12 protein-coding genes are annotated in these 21,995 nt (G+C 72.1%); 8 read left to right on the top strand and 4 right to left on the bottom strand.

Annotation, left to right across the window (positions count from 1 at the left end; all coding sequences use genetic code 11):
* Nucleotides 1-109 precede the first annotated feature (109 nt).
* Entirely contained in the window at nucleotides 110-1,747 is a 1,638-nt protein-coding gene (locus tag Q2K16_RS03950; protein ID WP_302743587.1) for a fibronectin type III domain-containing protein, read from the bottom strand.
* Between the two features lie 527 nt (nucleotides 1,748-2,274).
* On the opposite strand from Q2K16_RS03950, the gene Q2K16_RS03945 reads away from it, so the two are divergent.
* The 3 genes from Q2K16_RS03945 to Q2K16_RS03935 all read left to right on the top strand — a co-directional run bounded on the left by Q2K16_RS03945 (nucleotide 2,275) and on the right by Q2K16_RS03935 (nucleotide 8,555).
* On the top strand, nucleotides 2,275-3,780 hold the full coding sequence (locus tag Q2K16_RS03945; protein WP_302743586.1) for a CehA/McbA family metallohydrolase domain-containing protein: 1,506 nt from the start codon (nucleotides 2,275-2,277) through the stop codon (nucleotides 3,778-3,780).
* A 354-nt stretch (nucleotides 3,781-4,134) separates the two neighbouring features.
* Nucleotides 4,135-6,873: a M14 family zinc carboxypeptidase gene (locus Q2K16_RS03940; RefSeq protein WP_302743585.1), complete on the top strand. Its 2,739-nt coding sequence runs from the start codon at nucleotides 4,135-4,137 to the stop codon at nucleotides 6,871-6,873.
* A gap of 122 nt (nucleotides 6,874-6,995) precedes the next feature.
* Nucleotides 6,996-8,555: a class I SAM-dependent methyltransferase gene (locus tag Q2K16_RS03935; RefSeq protein WP_302743584.1), complete on the top strand. Its 1,560-nt coding sequence runs from the start codon at nucleotides 6,996-6,998 to the stop codon at nucleotides 8,553-8,555.
* 71 nt (nucleotides 8,556-8,626) lie between these two features.
* On the opposite strand, the gene Q2K16_RS03930 is transcribed toward Q2K16_RS03935, so the two are convergent.
* Nucleotides 8,627-9,520: a RodZ family helix-turn-helix domain-containing protein gene (locus Q2K16_RS03930; protein WP_302743583.1), complete on the bottom strand. Its 894-nt coding sequence runs from the start codon at nucleotides 9,518-9,520 to the stop codon at nucleotides 8,627-8,629.
* A gap of 481 nt (nucleotides 9,521-10,001) precedes the next feature.
* Here Q2K16_RS03930 and Q2K16_RS03925 point away from each other — a divergent pair, with 481 nt between their 5' ends.
* Nucleotides 10,002-11,471: an RICIN domain-containing protein gene (locus tag Q2K16_RS03925; RefSeq protein WP_302743582.1), complete on the top strand. Its 1,470-nt coding sequence runs from the start codon at nucleotides 10,002-10,004 to the stop codon at nucleotides 11,469-11,471.
* Nucleotides 11,472-11,634: 163 nt separating this feature from the next.
* Complete coding sequence (locus Q2K16_RS03920; protein WP_302743581.1) at nucleotides 11,635-12,765, top strand: helix-turn-helix domain-containing protein; 1,131 nt, start codon at nucleotides 11,635-11,637, stop codon at nucleotides 12,763-12,765.
* Nucleotides 12,766-12,768: 3 nt separating this feature from the next.
* On the opposite strand, the gene Q2K16_RS03915 is transcribed toward Q2K16_RS03920, so the two are convergent.
* Entirely contained in the window at nucleotides 12,769-15,021 is a 2,253-nt protein-coding gene (locus Q2K16_RS03915; protein ID WP_302743580.1) for an ATP-binding protein, read from the bottom strand.
* Nucleotides 15,022-15,421: 400 nt separating this feature from the next.
* On the opposite strand from Q2K16_RS03915, the gene Q2K16_RS03910 reads away from it, so the two are divergent.
* Nucleotides 15,422-16,435 (top strand): LacI family DNA-binding transcriptional regulator, encoded by a 1,014-nt coding sequence (locus tag Q2K16_RS03910; RefSeq protein WP_302743579.1) that lies wholly within the window; start codon nucleotides 15,422-15,424, stop codon nucleotides 16,433-16,435.
* 23 nt (nucleotides 16,436-16,458) lie between these two features.
* Here the strand turns inward: Q2K16_RS03910 and Q2K16_RS03905 are convergent, their stop codons facing one another.
* On the bottom strand, nucleotides 16,459-18,177 hold the full coding sequence (locus Q2K16_RS03905) for an amylo-alpha-1,6-glucosidase (protein WP_302743578.1): 1,719 nt from the start codon (nucleotides 18,175-18,177) through the stop codon (nucleotides 16,459-16,461).
* A gap of 325 nt (nucleotides 18,178-18,502) precedes the next feature.
* Between Q2K16_RS03905 and Q2K16_RS03900 the strand changes: the two genes are divergently transcribed.
* Both Q2K16_RS03900 and Q2K16_RS03895 read left to right on the top strand, forming a co-directional pair.
* Nucleotides 18,503-20,335 (top strand): RICIN domain-containing protein, encoded by a 1,833-nt coding sequence (locus Q2K16_RS03900; RefSeq protein ID WP_302743577.1) that lies wholly within the window; start codon nucleotides 18,503-18,505, stop codon nucleotides 20,333-20,335.
* Between the two features lie 148 nt (nucleotides 20,336-20,483).
* Complete coding sequence (locus tag Q2K16_RS03895) at nucleotides 20,484-21,953, top strand: arabinofuranosidase catalytic domain-containing protein (protein ID WP_302743576.1); 1,470 nt, start codon at nucleotides 20,484-20,486, stop codon at nucleotides 21,951-21,953.
* Nucleotides 21,954-21,995 lie beyond the last annotated feature (42 nt).

Below are 21,995 nucleotides of genomic sequence, written 5' to 3'. Positions count from 1 at the left end.
GGACCGCTGGTGGTGCGGCCCGACGCCTGGTCGCCCCGCTGGTGCCGCCACCGCAGGCGCGGTGGCGGCACCAGCGGCCCGGGTCGCCGGGGTGGGGGTCAGGGCCGGGTCACGGGGTGTACGTCACGGCCGGGTAGTCGGCCTGCGCCTGGACGAACTGCGCCTGCCAGTCGGCGGGCCAGCCGCCGAAGGCGGTGGTGGCCAGTGGCTTGAGGCTGACGCCGGCCGCGCCGCTCCAGAAGTGCACGAACTCCCCCCAGTTGAGGTCCCGGGCGTAGACGCCGTCGAACTGGTGGAAGTTCTGGGACAGCAGCTGGAAGAACGTGTTGAGCACGACCTTGCCGCCGTAGTTCTGGTAGATCGGGTAGAACCAGTCCCGGAACCAGTAGGTGTTGGCGACGGGGAAGTTGTCCGAGGTGAGCAGCTTCGCGTTCTTCCAGCGGGTGGCGTCGGTGGTCCGGCCGGTACCGACGTAGCAGTCGTACTGGAAGATCTCGGCCCACTTGCTGTCGCCCCAGAGGGCGTACGCGGGTGAGCCGTTCACCCCGAACGCGGTGAACTCCACGGTGTGGTTCATCTCGTGGGAGATCACGTCCTCGTTGAGGTCGGTGTTTCCCCAGCCGCCGCCGCTCATGTCGTTGACGTCGCGGAATGCCGTGTTGGGGTCGAACTGGCTCAACGCGAACCCGCCCGATCCCGCATCGTCGTGCAGCACCTCGTACAGCCGCTGGCCGCTGAGGTTGCCGTAGTTGGCCTGGACGTACTCCCAGATCTGTTTGGCGTAGTCCTTCACCCAGGTCAGGTCGGTCGAGGCCAGTCCCGGATCACGGTAGATGGCCACGTTGGCGTCGTAGTAGTAGCGGGTGAGCGTCTCGTTGGGGGCGTGCCAGGTCTCGGTCCAGGTCGTGGCCGGGGTGGCGCTGAGGGTGGTGGTGTCGGCGGTGGCGTAGCCGGAGTTGCCGGCCACCCCCTCGGCCCGCAACCGGTAGTAGTAGTGGGTGCCCGCCGGCAGTTTCAGGTTGTGGAACTTCGTCGTGCTGGCCGGCAGCACGTACGCGGTGCTCCAGGTGGTGCCGTTGGTCGAGCGTTCCAGCCGGTAGGCCGTCTCCCACCGGGTGTTGTCGGTCCAGGTGAGCCGGATCTGGTCGGTGGCCGCGGTGGCGAGCAGGCCGGTGGGCGCCGCCGGCGCCGGGGTGGTGGCGGTGGTGGTCCCGTAGATCTGCCACTCGCCGATCTGCATGTTGACCGACCCGTTGGTGGCGGTCACCCGCAGCCGGTAGTACCGGTAGGCGGTGATGTTGCCGAACGAGTAGGTGTTGCGGTGGAAGCCGGTGATGAATGTCTGGTTGCTCTGGGTGTCCAGCGGTGTCCAGCTGCTGCCGGTGGCGGAGGCTTCGAAGACCCAGTTACGCGGGTTGCGGTCGGGCCAGTCGTTGGCGGAGGTGACGGCGTAGCTGGTCACCACGGCCGCCGTGGTCGCCTCGAACTGGATCCAGCCGGCGCCGCTGTAGGTGAAGTACTTGCGGTAGGGCGTGTTGTCGATGACCTTCTCGATGCCCTCGTCGCCGGTGGTGGACCACTGGTCGGTGATCGTGCCGGGGGTGTCGGTGATGTCCACCGCGGCGGCGAGGTGGACACCGGCCAGGTGGCTCGGGGTCCCCGCGACCAGCAGGACGATCGTGGCCACCGCGGCGAGCAGGGGCAGCGCCGGGCCCGGGGGGCGGCGGCGGATCGGGTCAGCGCGCATGGAGTGGGTTCCTCTCGGCGTGGTCGGTCCTGACCGGTACGTGCCGGGAGTCGATGCCACCTCCCGGTGACCCCCGCGCACGCGACACGACGACCCGCCCCCGTGGTCCGGGGATCGGGTCGTGGAATACGTGGCGGGGAATTGGTCCGGAGTGTCTTCGCCAGGAGCTTGACGAATCGGCCGGGCGACACCGGACATGCATTCGATGTGGATACCGCGACCGCTCCCCGTTGACCGTCTGCGCACCGAATACTAGTTGCGACATAGCAACAGGTCAATGAGATCCCTTTCTCGCCGATGAGTAGTCAATGCATTCGCATGGATATCCCGCCCATGGGAGGCGACGCGGGCCGGCAGCCGGGGCCGGGGGCGCGGGGCGGGCCGGTCAGCAGCCGGCCGATGGTGCGGCGGCGCTGGCCGGCCGTCGTTCACCCGCCCCCCGCGCGCCGTGCAGCGGCCGTTCACCCGCCTCTCGGAGGCTTCGTCACCGACACGGTCGACACCCGGATCACGTGGAGGGCTCCGCAGTGCAGCACAGGGATTCCGAGGACGCCACAGGCGGTCAACTGTCACGCCGCCAACTGGTGAAGTACGCGGGCGTCGGCGCGACGCTCGCCGCCGCCGGCCCGTTCGTGGGCGTCGAGGCGGCCCACGCCGCCCCGGACCGGCAGGATCAGGCGACGGCCGGCTCGGGCCGGGCCGACAACCGGATCTGGCGGGCCGGCGACCACCACATCCATTCCGAGTACAGCGGGGACTTCGACACCTCGACGAACCCGCCGACGTTCCGCAAGGGCGCCGACGCGGTCTATCCGATCGTCACCAATGCGATCATGGCGAAGAACTTCGGGCTGACCTGGGCGATGTGCACCGACCACGGTGGACCCACCCACTCGAAGGTGAACCTGGAGCAGGCGTACCCCGATCTGCTGCGGTCCCGCCGGCTGGTGCCCGAGGTGTTGCAGTTCTGGGGAATGGAGTTCGACGCCCCGGCGATGGACCACCACACCCTGATGATTCCCCGGCACGCCGACGAGGCGAAGCAGCTCTTCGAGTTGGAGAGCCGGTTCGCCAAGCGGGACCCGTTCCCGGCCGACCCGGGCCGCGACACCGAGGCCAGGATGGTGGAGTTCCTCCGGGTGGCCCGGACCATGCCGCACAGGCCGCTGGTGATCGCCCACCACACCTCCCGCTCGGCGACCGGGCTCGGGGTGCACGGGCAGGACCTCCCGCACGAGTTCCGCAACGGCAACGACGTGGCCCCGGACGTGTACGTCGGCTTCGAGGGCGCCCCGGGCCACCAGGCGGGCCCGCTCAACGGCAGCGCGCGCGGCGGCTACGGCAACCACCCCACCTACGGCGGCTACGACCAGGCGACCGCCCGGGTCGGCGGGCTGTGGGACGCGCTGCTCGGCGAGGGCCGACGCTGGTGGATCACGGCGACCTCCGACTCGCACGTGCACTGGACCCGGGGCGGCACCGACTTCTGGCCGGGCGAGTACAGCAAGACCTACGTGCTGGCCCGGCAGGAGTACCACGACATCATGGACGGGCTGCGGCACGGGCGGATCTTCGTCACCACCGGTGATCTGATCACCCGGCTCGACGTCACCGCCAGCAGCCAGGGCCGCTCGGCCGGCTCGGGGGAGACCGTCACCGTCAGCCGCCGCGACCGCACCGACGTGGACGTCGAGATCAGGTTCCGGCCACCGGCCGGCACGAACGCCAACGGCGACCGGCCGCAGGTCCGCCGGGTCGACCTGATCGTCGGCCGGGTGACCGGCCTGAGCGTCGACCGGGACGCCGACACCAACCCCACCACCGCCGTGGTGGCCCGGTTCGGTCCGCGCGACTGGCGGCAGCAGGGCGCGCAGTACGTCATCAGGCACACCCTGCGCGACGTCGGGACCGACAGCTACCTGCGGGTGCGCGGCACCAGCACCGACGAGGCCGAGCCGCTGGCCGACGGGCTGGAGAGCCCGTGGAGCGACCTGTGGTTCTACTCCAACCCGGTGTTCGTCCGGGTGCGCTGACCGTCCGGTCCCGGCCCGCCGGCGGCGGGCCGGGACCCGGCCCCAGCGGGTCGACGACGTTGAATATCAGCAGGGGTACGGCAGGGCCCATCCGGTGGCCGGGGTCCATGATGGACGCCGGCACTCGCCACCAAACGCCCGCGTTCGAGCGGGTGTGGGGCAATTGGCGAATCGCGTACCAGCCCCCGGTTGTGAATCTTGACCAGCCGAAAGCGCAGGTCATACGCTCCGGGCACCCTTGATTCATTTCCCGGGAAGGGAAACGGGACACCCATGCGAACTGCCGGACTCCGCTCCACATTGCATTCCCGCAGACGGTTGGCGGGCGCCACCGCAATCGTACTACTGGCCGGAATGACCTCCCTGGTGGCCGGGCCCTCGGCCGCCGCGGCACCGCCGACGACCTGTGGTACCGATCCCACCGACCGACTGGCCTCGGTGCCCAGCCCGGAGAGCTTCCTCGGCTTCCCGCTCGGCACCGGCCAGGAACGGGTGGTCACCAACGAGGAGGTGCGGGGCTACCTCGACGCCGTGGACACCGCCTCCAAGCGGGTCGTCACCGGCGTGCTGGGCACCAGCGTGCTCGGCCAGCCGCTGCCGTACGCGATCGTGTCGAACGAGCGCAACGTACGGCCGGCCGTGCTCAAGGGCATCGCCGAGGACGTCCGCTCGCTGCGCGACCCCCGGACGGTCAACCAGCAGCAGGCAGGCGAGATCGCCGAGGCGGCCCCGGCCATCGTCTGGGTCACCGCCAACGTGCACGGCGGCGAGAAGAGCGGCACCGACGCCGCCCTCAAGACGCTGTACGAGCTGGCCTCCGGGCTCTCCTGCGAGGTCCAGCAGCGCAACGACAACCTGATCACGGTCATCGTGCCGACGCAGAACCCGGACGGCCGCGACGCCAACCGCCGGCAGAACGAGTACGGCTTCGACATGAACCGGGACTGGTTCGCCCGGACCCAGCAGGAGACCGACGGCAAGCTCGAACTGATGCGCAAGTACCCGCCGCAGGTCTTCATCGACGCGCACGAGATGGGCGGCCGGCAGTACTTCTTCCCGCCCAACGCCGACCCGATCCACCACGAGATCTCCGGCGAGGCGGTCGACTGGATCAACCGGATCGGCGAGGCCAACAAGGCCGGCTTCGGCTACAACGGCGCGTGCGGCGGCGCGGTGACCACCGAGTGCTACTTCAACTACTCCACCTACGACCTGTTCTTCATGGGGTACGGCGACACGGTGCCGGCCGCCGGCTTCGGTGCCGCCGGCATGACCTTCGAGAAGGGCAGCTCGTCGGCGGTGGCCGACCGGGTGCAGCAGCAGTTCCACACCCAGTGGTCGACGCTGGGCTGGGCCGCGGCGCACAAGTCTGAGGTGCTCGACGGCTGGTTCAAGGTCTGGAAGGACGCCCTCGCCCAGGGCCGGGCCGGCACGCTGGAGCCCAACGAGGTGGTCCAGCCGACCAACACCGTGCAGTTCCCGGTGCCGGCGCAGACCGTCCGGTCGTACTTCCTGCTGCCCGACCGGCAGCTCGCCGACGCCCGCCAGCTCGTCGAACGGCTGCGCCGGATGGACGTCGAGGTCTACCAGGTGAAGAAGGCCGTCAAGCTGCCCACCGCCAAGCTCTTCGGCGGCCGGTCGGCGACCAACCTGACCGTGCCGGTCGGGTCGTACTGGATTCCGATGAACCAGCCCCAGAAGCACTGGATCCAGGCGATCATGGGTGAGGACCCGTACACGCCGTTCCCGTACTTCTACGACGTGTCGTCATGGAGCAACCCGCTGCTGATGGGCGTGAACGCCGTCTACACCGGCGCGGACGTCAAGCCCAACGCGGAGCTGATCGACAAGATCCAGAACACCGGTGGCGGCAAGATCCTGGCCGCGCCGCCGCTGAAGGGCTCCTACACCTACGAGCTGGACTCCGCCGCCGCGGCCGAGTTCACCTTCACCCTGCTGGGCCGGGACGTGCAGCTCGTCCGGGACCTCGACAGCGGCCAGGTGGGGATGCCGGCCGGCGCGTTGACGCCGGAGCTGAACACCGTGGCCAAGAAGCTGGGCGTCACGCTCACCCCGTACACCACGGCGGCCGTCGGCACCCCGATCAGCCGGCCGGACGTCGGCCTGTTCCAGGGCACCGGCATCTCCACCACCTCCGGCTCGCACGGCGAGGCCCGGTACGTGCTGGGCAAGCGGTGGGGCCTGGACCTCACCCCGGTCACCACCGCCGACATCAACGACAACACCCCCGCCTTCACCGGCCGCACGGTGCTGCTGGTGCCGGACGGCAGCAACGCGACAGGTGGGCTGACCGCGACCGGGCAGGCCAACCTGCGCAACTGGATCGCCCAGGGTCACACCTACCTGGGCCTGCGCAACGAGGGCACCCGGATGGCCCGCGCCGCCGGTCTCACCTCGACCACCGAGAAGCCGAAGCCGACCGGCTACACGGTGATCGGCTCGCACCTGCGGGTCGACGTGGACGCCGAGAGCCCGGTCGGGCTGGGTCGGCCGGCGGAGGACTTCGAGTTCAACAACAACGACCCGATCCTCACCCCGAGCAGCACCGGCCGCAACGTGCTGCGCTACCCGAGCGGGGACACCTTCTGGGCCAACGGCTACACGGTGCAGGGTGACGCCCTCAAGGGCACTGTCGCGGTGGTGGACGAGCCGACCGGCGCCGGCCGGGCGGTGCTGTTCGCGTTCAACCCGCTGTTCCGGGCGTACAACGAGAGTGGCCTGCACCTGGTGGCCAACGCGCTGCTGTACCCGGCCGGCGGCACGGCGGCACGGACCGCGTCGCCGGTCCAGGTCGACCCGGCCCGCGCTGCCGCGGCGGCCACCCCGGTCCCCGAGAACCTGGGCGGCGAGTGGCGGCCGTTCACCCTCCAGGTGGCCGCCGGTGACCTGGCCCGTACCGAGGCGGTCGTCGAGCGGTACACCGACACCGCGCGGGTCACCGTGGCGGACGGCTCGGCGTACCTGGTGATCCCCAACCCGGCGGGTCTCCAGATCGACGAGCACCCGTTCCTGGGTGACCTGGTGCGGACCCTGCGGGCCGAGCAGGTCCCGCTGCGCTCGCTGGTGGGCTGACCCCGACCGGCCGGGGGCGGGCACCGTACGGTGCCCGCCCCGGCCGTTCCGGCGGCCCGGTCGCCGGACGCACCCGGCACCCCGCGCGACGCCGGGAACCACCCGTCGGATAGGAACGGTGGATGCCCCGCTACCTGCTGTTTCCCGGCCGACATCACCTGCTGACCCGGTTCCAGGCCGACTATCTGCACCGGCTCGCCATCACCCGTCACCACGACACCCCGGACGGCGACCGGGCCGCCGGCGACGACGGGGTGACCGTGGTGTGGGCGGTCACCTCGGCCAACCACGAGAACACCCGCCGCAACCCGGTCCCCTACCACCGGCGGGAGGCGGCGATCGAACGGTTCAGCGTGCTGGCCGGCCTGCGGTCGGTGGTGGTGCCGGTCTTCGACACCGCCGAGACCGACCGGTTCGCCGAGGTGACGCTCAAGAACGTGGCGGCCACCGCCGGCCTGGAGCTGACCCCGGCGAACACCGTGGTCGCCTGTTCGACGCCGCAGGTCGCCGCCATGTACGCCCGGCTGGGCTTCCCGATCGCCGGGGTGGAGGCCGACGTCGACCCGCCTCCCGCCCGGCCCTGGGACGTGCTGCTGCGGCTGGCCGCCGACGACCCGTCGTGGCGGGAGCTGGCCCACCCGGCGACCCTCGACGTCTACGCCCGCTACCGGCTCGACGACCTGGTCCGTTCGGTGGTCAACGATCCGGTGGTCGGGGACGAGGGCGGGCTGACCGCCACCCGCGACTACCGGACGTACGCCGAGGCGTTCGCCGACGCGGCGCAGCGCAAGTGGACGGCGGTGCGCGAGCACGTGCGGCCCGGCCGGATTGTCGACGTCGGCTGCGGCGCGGGCGCGGTGCTGGAGCTGGCCGACCGGGAGCCGGCGCTGCGGGAGAGCGACCTGATCGGGGTCGAGGTGGCCCGGCACCTGTTCGAGGAGTGCGTGCACAAGAAGGCGCAGGGGGTCTTCGCCAACCCGAACGTCTTCTTCTACCGTCGCAACGTGCTCGGCGGGGCGGTGTTCGCGCCCCGCTCGGTGGACACCACGATGACCTTCGCGCTGACCCACGAGATCTGGTCGTACGGCGACCGGATGGCGTCGCTGCGCCGGTTCGTGCAGGCCATCTACGACCACACGGTGCCCGGCGGGGTGTGGATCAACAGCGACGTGTGCGGGCCGGACGGCCGGGACCTGACGGTACGGCTGCGGCTGTCGACTACCGACGGGACGAACCCGGCACAGCCCCGCGAGGATCTGGCGTCACTGCCGACCGACCAGGTGGCCGCGCACCTCGCCGGGCTGTCGACGCGGGCCCGGCTGGACCAGTTCGCCGTCGACTACCGGTTCCCGTTCGGCTACCGCCCGGTCGACGACGGCACCGGCGCGGTGGTCGAGCTGCCGCTCGGCGCGGCGATGGACTTCCTCACCCGCAAGGACTACACCGACAACTGGTTGTCCGAGACGCAGGAGGAGTTCTGCGGGCTGGAGTGGGCCGACTGGAAGGCCCTGCTGGCCGACGTGGGGTTCGAGGTCGACCCGGCCAGCGGCCCGTACCGCAACGACTGGATCGTCACCCACCGGCTCGCGCCGACCGCGGCGCTGTCGACGGTGGACGGGACCCCGCTGGACTGGCCGGTCACGCACGTGCTGCTGATCGCCCGCCGGCCGGTCAACACCTGATCGGGCGGCGGAAGGCGGAAGGCCGGGGGTGGGAGGAATCCTCCCACCCCGGCACCGCCGCCAGGAGCCGGTCAGGACAGGAACTTGTCCAACGCGGCCTCGATGGTGCCGCTGTCCGGGGCCGCGTACGCCTTCATCGTCGTCTTGTTGTACGAGATGAAGCTCGGGCACCGGGTCGCCGGGGCGTTGACGACCCCGCCGTCGCCGATCTTCTCCGCGGTCTTCGCGGCGTAGAAGGTCAGCTGGTAGCGCGACGAGATGTAGGAGACGGTGACGTTCTTGCCGTCGCTCGCCTTGTAGTCGCACTGCTTGGGCGCGCCCTCGCTGCCCGGGACCATCGACAAGCAGCCGACCACCGAGACGGTGGTGAAGTCGGCCGACTTGGCGTAGTAGCGCTTGTCGGAGCCGACGATCTTCGACGACCAGAACGACGGCCGCTCGGGGTTGTTCGAGAAGACGTACGCCTTGGCGGTGGCCGGGCCGCTGTAGGTGGCCGCGTTGAGGATCGGGCTGCCGTCGCAGACCGCGGACATGTCGCTGGAGTAGCGCGCGGTCACCGCGTTGTTGTTGTTGTTCGGCTGCTCAGTGGGCGGCTCGGACGGCTGCGGGGTGGACGTGGTGTCCGTGCCGGGCCCCGGGTTGGCGGCGGTCGCGCTCGGCGTCGGCGTCGGGTCGGGCTCGTCGTCGTCGTTGACCAGGGCGAGCCCGATGCCGGCACCGCAGAGCGCGAGGATGAGGACCACCGCGCCGATGATGAGGCCGATGACCAGGCCCCGGTTCGACTTCTGCGGCGGCACGGGAACACCGAACTGCGGGGCCTGGCCGAACTGCGGAGCCTGACCGTACTGCGGGGCCTGACCGGGCTGGCCGTACGCCGGGTAGCCGGCGGGCGGGGCCGGTGGCCCGCTCCACGGGGTGACGTTCGGATCCGGCTGTTCTCCGTACGGAGGGTGACTGTTGCTCATCTGAAGCCCTTATCGCTGTCGACGGTACCCAGGCACTGGATCATCGGTCAGGGTAGTGAGCGGCACAAACCGAGGCGCTCGTTGTCGGACGGCAACGAACCCCGGCCGAACACGCGCAGGAGAGAGACGGCTACGTTCCGTGGCGAAGCGCGATCCGCCGCACCACCCACCGGCCGACCGCGAGGGCTTCGGCGGCGAAATGTGGGGCACGGAAAAGGGATTCCGCCCGGAACGTGCCTTCCGTGCCGGACACCGCGAGAAGGGTTCACAATGTGACGTAGATCACGCATAACGATCTCGACAAGCGCGACGACCACCCCAACCGACGATGTGGCGCGGATCTCCCACACACCCACCGTATATCGACATCTATCACATTGAAGTATGGGCATGTGTCGGCGGATCGGCTTATCGTGAGGCTCACGAGAAGGTCCCGCACGTCCCGGCGGGCACCCCACGTCCACCGCACGAGGAGGCGGCCATGCCTGCCGCGCCCCACCCCACCACCCTCCGTCGGATCGCCCTCGCCCTCGCCGCCTGCGCGGCCGTGCTCGCCCCGCTGACTCTCACCGCCCCCGCCGCGCGGGCCGCACCCGTCACCGTGGTCAACGGCACGCAGTTCACCGACACCAGCGGCGCCGGCGTGCACGCCCACGGCGGCGGCATGATCAAGGTGGGCGACTACTACTACTGGTTCGGCGAGAACCGCAACGACAACAACACCTTCCGGTACGTGTCGGTCTACCGCTCGACCGACCTGCGCACCTGGGAGTTCCGCAACAACGTGCTCACCCAGTCCTCGGCCGGCGAACTGGCGACGGCGAACATCGAACGCCCCAAGGTGATCTACAACGCCGGCACCGGCCAGTACGTGCTCTGGATGCACTGGGAGAACGGCGTCGACTACAACCAGGCCCGGGTCGCGGTGGCCACCTCCAGCACGGTCGACGGCAACTACCGCTACCTGGGCAGCTTCCGGCCGCTCGGCCACGACTCCCGGGACCAGACGGTGTTCCGCGACGACGACGGCACCGCGTACCTGATCTCGGCCACCCGCAACAACGCCGACCTGAACATCTACCGGCTCACCGCCGACTACACAGGCGTCGCGTCGCTGGTGCGGACGCTCTGGCCGGACAACTACCGGGAGGCCCCGGCGATGTTCAAACGCAACGGGGTCTACTTCCTGGTCACCTCGGGGGCCACCGGCTGGTCGCCCAACCAGGCCCGGTACGCCACCGCCGGCAGCGTCGCCGGCACCTGGACCAACCCGACCAACGTCGCCGACGGCACCACCTACGACTCCCAGTCGGCGTACGTGCTGCCGGTGCAGGGCAGCGCCGCCACCTCGTACCTCTACCTCGGCGACCGCTGGGCCGGCGCGACGGGCGGCCCGGTCAACCAGTCCCGGTACGTCTGGCTGCCGCTCGACTTCCCCACCGCCACCTCGCTGACCATGAGCTGGTACCCGCAGCTCACCATCGACACCGCCACCGGCGTGGTCTCCGGGGTCAACGGCGGCTACACCTTCGACACGCTGCGCGCCCGGCACAGCGGCAAGTGCCTGGACGTGCTCGACAGGTCCACCGCCGACGCCGCCGCGGTGGCCCAGTACGGCTGCAACAACGGCACCAACCAGCATTGGCAGCTGCGCGACGCCGGCTCGGGCTACGTCCAGATCGTCGCCCGACACAGCGACAAGTGCCTCACCGTGGCCGGCGGGTCCACCGCCGACAGCGCGGCGGTGCAGCAGTTCGGCTGCCAGTCGGGGCGTACCGACCAGCAGTGGCAGGTACGCGACGCGGGCTCGGGGTACGTCCAGTTCGTGGCCCGGCACAGCGGCAGGTGCCTCGACGTCACCGGCTACTCCACCGCCGACGGCGCCCGGGTGATCCAGTACACCTGCGGCACCGCCGCCAACCAGCAGTGGCAGCGCGTGGGCGTCGCCTGATCGCACCCCGTCCGCCGTCCCGCCTCCCGCAGGCCGGGACGGCGGACGACCACCGCCCCGCACGCCACCAGCACCGGAACCCGGTGTGACGAGTCCCTCACCCCGCGTGGTCTTCGGGCGGCGTCTACTGGACCGGACAGCAGACGTCCTCGCGGGGGTACGGGTGCGGGACAGCACGCAGGAACAGCTCCACCGGCTCCGGTCACTGCGGACCGCCGCCGGACTGACCATCGAGGAACTCGCCGCCCGGTCCGGGGTGAGCGCCCGCACCATCGGCGGGATCGAGCGGCACACGATCCGCCGCCCGCACCCCGGCACCCTGCGGGCGCTGGGCACCGCCCTGGGGCTGGACGGGCCCGCCGCCGGCCGGTTACGCAGCGCCGACGAGCAGGTCGGCGGGGTCACCGGGCTGCCCGGGGTGACGCCCCACTTCACCGGCCGTCACACCGAACTCGCCTGGCTGACCGCCCGGTTGGGCCACCGTCGCGCGGTACAGCTGATCGGCCTGCCCGGGGTGGGCACGACCGCGCTGGCCGTCCAGGCCGCCACCCGGCTGGCCGAACGGTTCCCCGACGGGGTGCGCTTCCTCGGCCCGGTCGGGGACGCCACCGCCGCCACGATCGCGCGACGGCTGCTGCCGGCCGCCGCGACGGCGTCGACCGGGTCGGACCCGGTGGCCGTGCGGGCGTACCGCGACCTGGCGCGCGCCCGGCGGATGCTGGTGGTGCTGGACGGCGTCCGGGACACCCGCCAGGTCGGGCCGTTGCTCCCCCCGGACGCCGCCGCCGTCACCCTGGTCACCGGCGGCCCGCCGCTGGCGGAACTGCCGCACACCGACCGACGGCTGGTACCGCCGCTGCCGCCGGCCGACGCGCGGGCCGCGCTGACCGCCATGGTGGACGGCAGCGGCACCCCCGCCCCGGCGGTGGCCGAACTGGCCGCCTGCTGCGCCGGCCTGCCGCTGGCCCTGCGGGTGACCGCGAACCGGCTGCTGACCCGGCCGCAGTGGAGCGCGCAGTGGCTGATCGACCGGTTGACCCGGCCCGACCGGGTGCTCGGCGCGCTGGTCGCCGGTGACCTGTCGGTCCGCGCCGCTTTCGAACGGGCGTACGCCGGGCTGCCGGCGGGGGCCCGCCGCGCCCTGCGGGTGCTGCCCCGGCTGACCGGCCCGGCCCCCGCCGAGGCGGACTTCCTCGAACTGGCCGAACGGGGTTGGCTCACCGCCGGCCGGGACCACCGCTACCTGCCGCATCCGCTGGTCCGCGCCTTCGCCCGGGTGGCGCCCGGCACCTGACGCTCAGCCGGCCCCGGACAACTCGGCGAGCAGGTCCCCGGCGCGGCGGGCCAGATCCGGGTCGTCACAGTCGTCGGCCAACCCGATCGCCCGCGCCAGGTAGGCCGGAGCCTGCCGGGTCGCCCCGGTACGGCGCAGCGCCTCCACCAGCTCCACCAGGGCCAGCGCCTCGGTCGCCGGCATCGCGGTCGCACGCAAGCCGGCCACGGCCTCCCGCCGGACCGTGACGCACTCCGGCCACCGGCCGAGAGCGGCAAGGTCGTCGCCGATACGTCGGCAGGTCAACGCGTCGGTGGAGGCCCGGGCGAAGGCCGCGATCGGGTGACGGGGATCACGCAGCAGCCGGCGCGTCCGCTCGTGCACCCGCAGCGCCTCGGTGGGTCTGCCCAGCGCCAGGAGGGAGGAGCCGAGCGAGGCCATCGCCTGCGGCAGTCCCTCCGGGTCGGCCGCGCGGCGCAGCATCACCCAGGCCCGCTGCCGGAGCCGCAGCGCCGCCGCGTGCTCGCCCAGCCCGGTGTGGCCGCTGGCGGCGTAGAGCAGCGCCCAGCCCTGCTGGGCCGGGTCGCCCGCGCGCACGGCCCGGTCAAGCGCCCGGGTGGCGGTGGCCACGCTGTCGGCGTACTCCCGTTGGCAGATCGCCTGCGCCCAGGCCAGGTAGTTGAGGTGGACCGCCTCGGTGCGGGGATCGCCCAGCCGGGCGGCGGACTCGGCGGACAACCGGAAGACCTCCGGCCAGACGTCGAGGTGCACCCGGCTGTCGGAGAACCAGTGCAGCGCGTCGACGGTGTCGACCACCTGCCCGTGCAGTCCCTCGGCGGCGGCGGAGCGCAGCGCCGCGACCCAGTTGTCCCGCTCGGCGTCGAGCCAGCCGGCCGCCGCCCGCCGGTCCGGCAACGGGGTCGACGACACCGGCCCGCCCGGCTCGAAGTGCTGCCCGGCGGCCGTGGTGCGGGCCAGCCACCACCGCAGCAGGGTGGTCCGCAGCGGATCGGCCGTCGCCGGCTCATCGGCGGTCATCCGGTCGGCGGCGAACTCCCGGACCAGGTCGTGCAGCCCGTACCGGTCCGCCGGCACGGCAGCCACCAGGCCGCTCTCGACCAGGGCCTCCAGCCGCCGTTCCGCGTCCTCGGCGTCGGCGTCGGTGACCACGGCGACCGGGTCCGGGCCGAAGTCCGGGCCGGGCAGCAGGGACAGCCGCCGGAAGGTGCGCCGCAGGTCCGCCTCCAGCCGCCGGTACGACAGGCTCAGCGCGGTGTGGATGCCGGCGGCCCCGGCGTCGATCACCGCGAGCCGGGCCTGCTCGCCGGTGAAGCGCCGGTTCAGCTCCCCCACCGACAGCCCCGGCTCGTCCGACAGCCGTTGCCCGGTGACGCGTAGGGCCAGGGGCATGTGCCCGCAGTGCCGGGCCAGCTCCGCCCACCCGGTCCGGTCGGCGGCGGGCCCGGTCGGGTCGGCGGCGGGCGCGGCGATGGCCCGCAGCATCGCGGTCGACTCCTCGGCCGGCAGCGGCTCCAGGGACAGCCACTGCGCGACGTCCAGGCCGCTGAGCCGTCGCCGGCTGGTGAACAGCACGAGACCGGGCCCGGCGCCGGGCAGCAGCGGCCTCGCCTGGGCCTCGTCGGCGGCGTTGTCCCACACCACCAGGACCCGGCGCTGGCAGAGCACGGACCGGTAGGCCGTGGCCCGCTCGTCGAGCCCGGCGGGAATCCGCTGTTCCGGCACGCCGAGGGCGCGCAGCAGCAGGTGCAGCGCCTCGCCGGGCGGGAGGGGGACGTCGTCCATGCCGCGCAGGTCGACGAAGAACCGGCCGTCGGGGAACTCCGCGGCCAGGTCGGTCGCGGCCCGTGCCGCGAGGCTGGTCTTGCCCACTCCGGCGGGTCCGGTGACGACGACCACGGTGGCCTGCTGCCGGTCGCCCGGCGGCCGACGCGCGACGTCGCCGAGGGCCCGCAGCGCGGACGCCCGGCCGGTGAAGTAGCGCGGCGGGTCGGGCGGCTCGCAGCCGGCGGGTCGGGCGGAGGTGGCCTCGACCAGCCGGCTGCGCGCGTCGTCCGGCACGTCGAGGACGTCACACAGGACGGTCAGGGTTCGCCGCTGCGGGCGACGGACCCGGTCGCGTTCGATGTCGCTGATCGCCCGCACGCTGATCCCGCAGCGCTCGGCGAGCCCCTCGATCGACAGGCCCGCCGCCAGCCGGTGGGCCCGCAGCACGACGCCCAGCGACGGCTGTGCGGGTGTGCTCGGTATCGGGTTCACCGGACACACCCTCACAGATCAGCGGGGCACGGTGCCAGACATAGATCAGTGACTTACCGCATGGATCGGATGACCGACCATTCGACCGCCACGTCTGGTATCCGCCGTAGTGGCACGCCCGGGCGTACACGTCCCCGCTGCGTGGGTGTCGACGCAGAGGTGACGGGTGCGACGTCAGACGTCAGACCATTAACGTCAGTTTTTCGCGCCGGGTATTGCGCCGCCTTTCGACCGGCACCGGCCGCCTGACCTCGGCGGCCCCGACGATCGGTATCGCGGATTGACTGCGACACGGTGCCGGAACTGTTCCTGTGCCGGCGTCGAATTGCGGAACCGTTATGCTCCACGCAAGCACGGCGCATTCCCGCGTCGGTGCCGAAATTCGGCGTTGAGGGCGGGCATGAACATCGGGGAGATCGCCCGGCGGGCCGGAGTGTCCCGCAGCACCGTGTCCTACGTGTTGAGTGGGAAGCGGGCGGTGTCGGCGTCGACCCGGCAGCGGATCCAGGCGGTCATCGACGAGCTGGGCTACCGGCCCAACGCCAGCGCCCGCGCGTTGAAGGAGGGGCGTACCCGCACCCTCGGGCTGGTCATCCCCCCGGCCAGTCAGCGCCTGACCGACATGCAGTTGGGCTTCGTCGCCAGCGTCGTCGAGGCGGCCGCCCGGCACGACCTGGACGTGCTGCTGTCCCCGTCCGGCGGCGACCACGACCGGTCGTTCGAGCGGATCGTCACCGGACGGCGGGTGGACGGGGTGGTGCTGATGGAGATCCGGCTGACCGACGACCGGGTGACCCGGCTGGCGACGGCCGGCGTGCCGTTCGTGACGATCGGTCGGACGGCCGAACCGCACGGGATGAGCTGGATCGACGTCGACTACGCGACGTTGATCTCCCGCTGCGTGCACCACCTGGCCGACCTGGGGCACCGCGAGGTGGCCCTGGTGAACCGGTCCGCCGAGCTGGTCGCGGCGGGGTACGGCCCGAGCCACCGCGCCCTGGCCGGATTCCGGGCGGCCGTCGCCGAGCGTGGCCTGACCGGTGTCGACGTGTGCTGCGGCGACGACACCGCCTCGGGCGAGGCGTGCGTGGCCCGGCTGTTGGCGACCCATCCGCAGGTCACGGCGGTGGCCACCGTCAACGAGGCCGCGTTGCCCGGGATGCGGCGGGCGTTGGACGCCGCCGGCCTGTCGGTGCCTGGCGACTTCTCCGTCACCGGGGTCGCCGCCCAGCACTGGGCCGAGGACTTCCACCCGCCGCTGACCGCCGCGGACGTGCCGATGCGCCGGATGGGAGCCGAGGCGGTGGCGCTGCTGCTGGAGCTGATCGCCGCGCCCGGCGGCACGCCCCGGCACCGGCTCTACGCCCCGCCCATCTCGCTGCGGTCCAGCACCGGCCCCCGCCGGCCCCGCTGACCCACGACCGGCCCGGCGGACGGTCACGACCCGGCGACGGGCGTGTTCCGGCGTTCCTGCCGGGCGGCGGCGAGGACGAGATAGCTGCTGGCCGTCCAGGTGTAGGCCCGGTCGCGCAGCCCCGCGCCGGTCTCGGCGTCGAAGTTCTCGGCGAACCCGGACTTCTCGCACAGGGCCAGGAACCTCCTGCCGATCTCGTCGGCCAGCGCGGTGTGCCCGGCCCGGCGCAGCCCGTCCTCGACCAGCACGGTGGAGGGTGCCCAGATCGGGCCCCGCCAGTAGCCGTCGGCGAGGTAGTGCGGCGAGTCGGTCGGTTCGGTGGCCAGCCCGTGGGTCGTCAGGTGGGCCGTGACACCCCGGGCCAGCGCCCCGGTGACCGGGGCGGGCAGGTCGTCGCCGAGGGTGACGGGCATCAGGCCGAGCAGGCTGCGGCTGGCCCGGCGTCGCCCGGTGTGCGGGCTGCGGGCGGTGAAGCGTTCGCCGTCCCACAGGTCACGCAGCAGCGCGGCGCGGACCCGGTCGGCCTCGGCGGACCAGCCGGCGGCGGGCCGTCCCAGCTCGGTGGCGAGGTCGGCCAGGCAGCGCAGTTGGACGACCAGGAACGCGGCGAGGTCGGCGGTCTCCAGGACCCGGTCGTCGTCGAAGGTGGTGGCGTTGTCCCAGCCGCTGTCGTTGCCGTGCTGGTAGTGGGGCAGGTCGCTGCCGGGGGCACGGCGGGCGTCCAGCCAGAACCGGGTCCATTGGGCCAGCCGGTCGTACGTCTGGGCCAGCGCCGTCCGGTCCGGCGGGGTGGGCAGCCGGCGGCGCAGCTGGCCCAGGGCCCAGCCGTGGACGGGTGGCTTGACGTAGTTGTGCAGCACCTCGGAGTGGGTGACCGAGTCGGGCAGGGCGCCGGCGGCGTCCTGGTGGTCGAACGGCAGGTGGAACTGGTGCCAGGCGAGCTCGGGTTCGCCGGCGGCCAGGGCGATCGCGTTGAAGCAGTGGTCCCAGCTCCACACCTTGTCCATCCAGTGCTTGGACATCAGCACGGCCGGCCGGGTGACGAAGCCGGCCGGCTCGACGGTGGCCGACCACAGCACGTACGCGGCCAGTTCGGCGGCGGGAGTGTCGGCGTCGCGCCAGGGGGCGATCGCGTCGACGAAGGCGGCGAACTCGGCGGTGCGGCTGCGGCACAGCTCGTCGAAGGTGCCGGTCGGCCGGTAGGGGGGCCGGGCGGTGGCGTACTCCTCGACCGCGATCTCCCAGGGCCGGTCGGCGGGGAGGTCGAGCCACCGGTCGGCGACGCCGAGCGCCTCGCCGCCCACGACGTCGCGCAGCGGCGCGGACAGCCCGGTGACCCGGTAGCGGCGGCCCGTCTCGTAGGAGGTGAACACGGTCGATCCGTCGACCGGGTCGCGGTAGAGGTAGGTGCCGCTGAACGGGGTGAGGGTGCGGGCGGCGGCGGCGATCCGCAGGCCGAGGCCCCGGCCCCGTAGCCGTAGGGTGTCCGGCCCCTGGTAGCCGACGTCGATCCGGCCGTCGCCGGCGCGCCAGGTGAGCAGCGTGGGGGTGGCGACGACCGTGGCGTCGGCCTGGGGGGCCAGGCGCAGCACCGGGTGCATGCCGGTCTGGTGGGAGACCAGGTGCAGGTCGTCGGCGTACGTCTTCTCGGCCACCACGGGGGAGATGTCGAGCCAGGAACCGCGGTAGCTGAACGGGACGTCCTGGAGGGAGAACTCCGGGCCGGACGGTGCGACGGTCATGGCGGGTGACGCCCTTTCGTGGTTCGGGTGGTCAGCCTTCGACGGTGCCACGTCGGGCCGCCGGCGGCGCACGACGGAACCGAGCCCTCGAATCGATTCGCACGAAGATAGGTCCACCCACGCCCGGCGGTCAAGGAAGGGTCCGGCCGATTCGGACCGGGCACCCCGCCTGGTCGCCCCGAGCGCAGATCATCGGCGGAAACATCCACTTCACCGAGCCGTCATTACATTGACATCCTTCATCATGTCACCCTACGATCCCTGCGAATCGATTCGCATGCGAAGCCCTCCCGGAGAGCGTCCCCACGCCCCACAAGGAGCCGCCGTGAACACCCCGTCCCGCAGCCGGTCCGGACGAGCCCGCGTGATCGCCACCCGGATCGCCCTCGGCCTGCTCGCCGTCGCCGCCGCCACCGTCGCCCCCGGCCCGGCCCGGGCCGCCGACGAGTCGATCAGCGTCAACTTCGCCAGCACCGACGGCACCCCCACCTACCGGGCCTCCGGCTGGATCTACGGCATGACCGAGAACGCCAGCGGCCCGCCCGACCACTTCTACCGGGACGTCAGGTTCCAGTACATGCGGGCCGGCGGCGCGCAACTGCCCGGCAGCGGCTGGGTCGGCGGCAACTACGACCGCCGGTGGAACTCGACGCTCGCCCAGGCCCGGCGCACCGCCGCCCTCGGCGGGCAGTTCGTCATCCTGCCGCACGACCTGTGGGGCGCCGACGGTGCCGGGATCTCCCGCTTCCCCGGCGACAACGGCAACTGGACCGACTACGACGCCTTCCTCACCCGGCTCATCGGCGACGTCCGGGCCGCCGGGCTGAGGGTGCAGTGGGACATCTGGAACGAACCCAACATCACCATCTTCTGGAACCGCCCGATCTCCCAGTACCTCGAACTGTGGCGGCGCACCTACCAGCGGCTGCGCGCCGAGTTCCCCGATCAGCTCATCGTCGGGCCGAGCTGCGCCTGCGTACCGTCGACCAGCCACGCCTTCTGGAACCAGTACCTCGACTTCGTCCGCTCGACCGACACGGTGCCGGACATCGTGAGCTGGCACGCCCTGCCCGGCGACCCGGTCGCCAACGTCGCCGCCGCCAACGCCACCCTCGACCCGCGCGGCATCGCCCACCCCCGGCCGTACCAGATCAACGAGTACGGCGCGTCCAACGAGCAGAACCCGGCGGACGGCGCCTGGTACATCGCCCGGCTGGAGCGGGCCCGCGCGGACGGCCTGCGGGCGAACTGGGCCGGCGGCGGCAACCTGCACAACGACCTGGGCAACCTGCTGGTGCGCAACGCCGCCGGCCAGCACCAGCCCAAGGGCGAGTGGTGGGTCTACCGCTACTACGCCACGCAGACCGGGCAGATCGTCGCGGTGACCCCCAGCCCGTCCTACGACGCCTTCGCCACCAGGGCGACCGGGGCGGCGAGGGTGCTGGTCGGCGGCGGTCGGACCACCGGCAACCTGACCGTCAACCTGCAACGGCTGGACGCCACCAGCGGGATCGTGCAGAACAACCAGGTGCGGCTGCTCACCCAGCGCATCCCGTACAACAACGGCGGCGCGGTGCAGGGGCCGGTCACGGTGTCGAACACCGTGGTCACGCTGACCAACAACACCGCCTCGGTGACCCTGCCGTACGGCAACCAGAACGACACGTACACCGTCACCGTGCTGCCGCCCACGGAGACCGGCTTCACCTCGGTGGCGGTGGCCCAGCACTCCCAGCAGTGCCTGGACAACACCGGCTCGGGCACCACCGACGGCAACGCTCAGCAGCAGTTCCCCTGCGAGGGCGGCGACCAGCAGCAGTGGAGCTTCCGTCCGGTCGCCGGGGTGGCCGACACGTACACGGTGGTCAACCAGCAGAGCGGCAGGTGCCTGGACGTCAGCGGGGCGTCCACCGCCAACGGCGCGGCGGTGGACCAGTGGACCTGCCAGAACGGGCTCAACCAGCAGTTCACCCTGCGCCGGGTGAGCTACGGGGGCAACGACCCGCACGACTACCAGCTCGTCGCCCGGCACAGCGGCAAGTGCGTCGACGTCAACGGAGTCTCCACCGCGGCGCAGGCGCGGGTCATCCAGTGGCCCTGCAACCCGGTCGGCCAGGGCAGCCCGCTGAACCAGACCTGGCGGCTCTGGGGCCGGTAGCCCCACCCGGCCCGGACCCACCCCTCCCATAAATTGATTTATGTCGCTGTCTTGGGTGATCCTGGGAGGGCTGGCGAACCGATTCGCCACCACCACCCGAGGGCGGGTCCACCCGGCCCACCCCGTCGACGCACCAAGGAGCCGCCCCGTGCGTACCCCGTCCCCGAACGGACCAGGACCGGTCCCCGGTCCCGTCCCCCGATCCCGCCGCCGACACCGGCTGACCCTGCTGGTCGGCGCGCTGGCCGGCCTCCTCGTCGTCGCCGGGGCCGCCCCCGGCGTCACCTCCCCTGCCGCCGAGGCCGCCGCGCCGGTGACGGCCGCCATCGAGCCGGGACAGAGCACCCGGATCGTCGGCACCGCCTCCGGGCGCTGCCTCGAGGTCCCCAACTCCAGCACCACCAACGGCACCCAGACCCAGCTGTGGGACTGCCAGGGCGGGGCCAACCAGACCTGGACCTGGACCACCAGCCGGCAACTCACGGTCTACGGCAACAAGTGTCTGGACGCCTCCGGCCGGGGCACCACCGCCGGCACGGCGGCGATCATCTGGGACTGCAACGGCCAGACCAACCAGCAGTGGACCTCGCCGACCACCCCGCCCACCACCGCCCCGCCGACCACTCCCCCGCCCACCACTCCCCCGCCCGCAGGGGCCCTGCCGTGCGACATCTACGCCGCCGGTGGCACCCCCTGCGTGGCCGCGCACAGCACCACTCGGGCGCTCTATGCCGCCTACGCCGGGAACCTCTACCAGGTACGCCGCTCCTCGGACAACACCACCCGCAACATCGGGCTGACCGGCACCGGCGGCACCGCCAACGCCGCCACGCAGGACTCGTTCTGCGCCGGCACCACCTGCGTGGTGACCGTCGTGTTCGACCAGTCCGGTCGCGGCAACGACCTGTGGTACCAGGGCTCCAGCGTGGTGCCCGGGTCGCCGCAGAGCCGGCCGGCGGTCGCGACCTCGGAGTCGCTGACGGTGGGCGGCGCGAAGGCGTACTCGCTCTACATCAACCCGGGCAACAGCTACTGGCGCGACGGTCACCTGACCGGGGTGCCGACCGGCGCCGCGCCCGAGGGCATGTACATGGTCACCAGCGGCACCCACGTCAACAACGGCTGCTGCTTCGACTACGGCAACAGCGAGACCACCCGCAAGGCCGACGCCGCCGGCGCGATGGACGCGATCAACTTCAGCACCCAGTGCTGGTTCGGCGGCTGCTCCGGCTCCGGGCCGTGGGTGCAGGCCGACCTGGAGTGGGGGCTGTTCCCCGGCGGCAGCAGCTCGTGGAACCCCAACCAGCGGGCGTTCACCAGCAAGTTCGTCACCGCCACCCTGAAGAACAACGGCACCTCACGCTTCGCCATCAAGGGCAGCAACGCCCAGTCCGGCAGCCTCTACACCCTCTACGACGGGTCACTGCCGCCCGGCTACAGCCCGATGCGCAAGCAGGGCGCGATCATCCTGGGCAGCGGCGGAGACTGCTGCAAGCCCGACGGCGGCGCGAACCTCAGCGCCGGTACCTTCTACGAGGGGGCGATGGTCGCCGGCTACCCGTCGGACGCCACCGAGAACGCGGTGCAGGCCAACATCACCGCCGCCGGCTACCGCTGACCGACGACAGGTCGTCGCCGCGCCGGTCACCGTCCAGCGTGG

The sequence above is a fragment of the Micromonospora cynarisoli genome (assembly GCF_030518815.1).
Classification (GTDB): Bacteria; Actinomycetota; Actinomycetes; order Mycobacteriales; family Micromonosporaceae; genus Micromonospora; species Micromonospora wenchangensis.
Note: the sequence above shows the minus strand (reverse complement) of the source record. Positions and strands in the feature narration are given on the sequence as shown.

What these genes read in the sequence shown, in the direction of transcription:
- Q2K16_RS03950 (WP_302743587.1), bottom strand. Translation starts at nt 1,747, where the DNA reads ATGCGCGCTGACCCGATCCGCCGCCGCCCCCCGGGCCCGGCGCTGCCC.
- Q2K16_RS03940 (WP_302743585.1), top strand. Translation starts at nt 4,135, where the DNA reads ATGACCTCCCTGGTGGCCGGGCCCTCGGCCGCCGCGGCACCGCCGACG.
- Q2K16_RS03935 (WP_302743584.1), top strand. Translation starts at nt 6,996, where the DNA reads ATGCCCCGCTACCTGCTGTTTCCCGGCCGACATCACCTGCTGACCCGG.
- Q2K16_RS03930 (WP_302743583.1), bottom strand. Translation starts at nt 9,520, where the DNA reads ATGAGCAACAGTCACCCTCCGTACGGAGAACAGCCGGATCCGAACGTC.
- Q2K16_RS03925 (WP_302743582.1), top strand. Translation starts at nt 10,002, where the DNA reads ATGCCTGCCGCGCCCCACCCCACCACCCTCCGTCGGATCGCCCTCGCC.
- Q2K16_RS03910 (WP_302743579.1), top strand. Translation starts at nt 15,422, where the DNA reads ATGAACATCGGGGAGATCGCCCGGCGGGCCGGAGTGTCCCGCAGCACC.
- Q2K16_RS03905 (WP_302743578.1), bottom strand. Translation starts at nt 18,177, where the DNA reads ATGACCGTCGCACCGTCCGGCCCGGAGTTCTCCCTCCAGGACGTCCCG.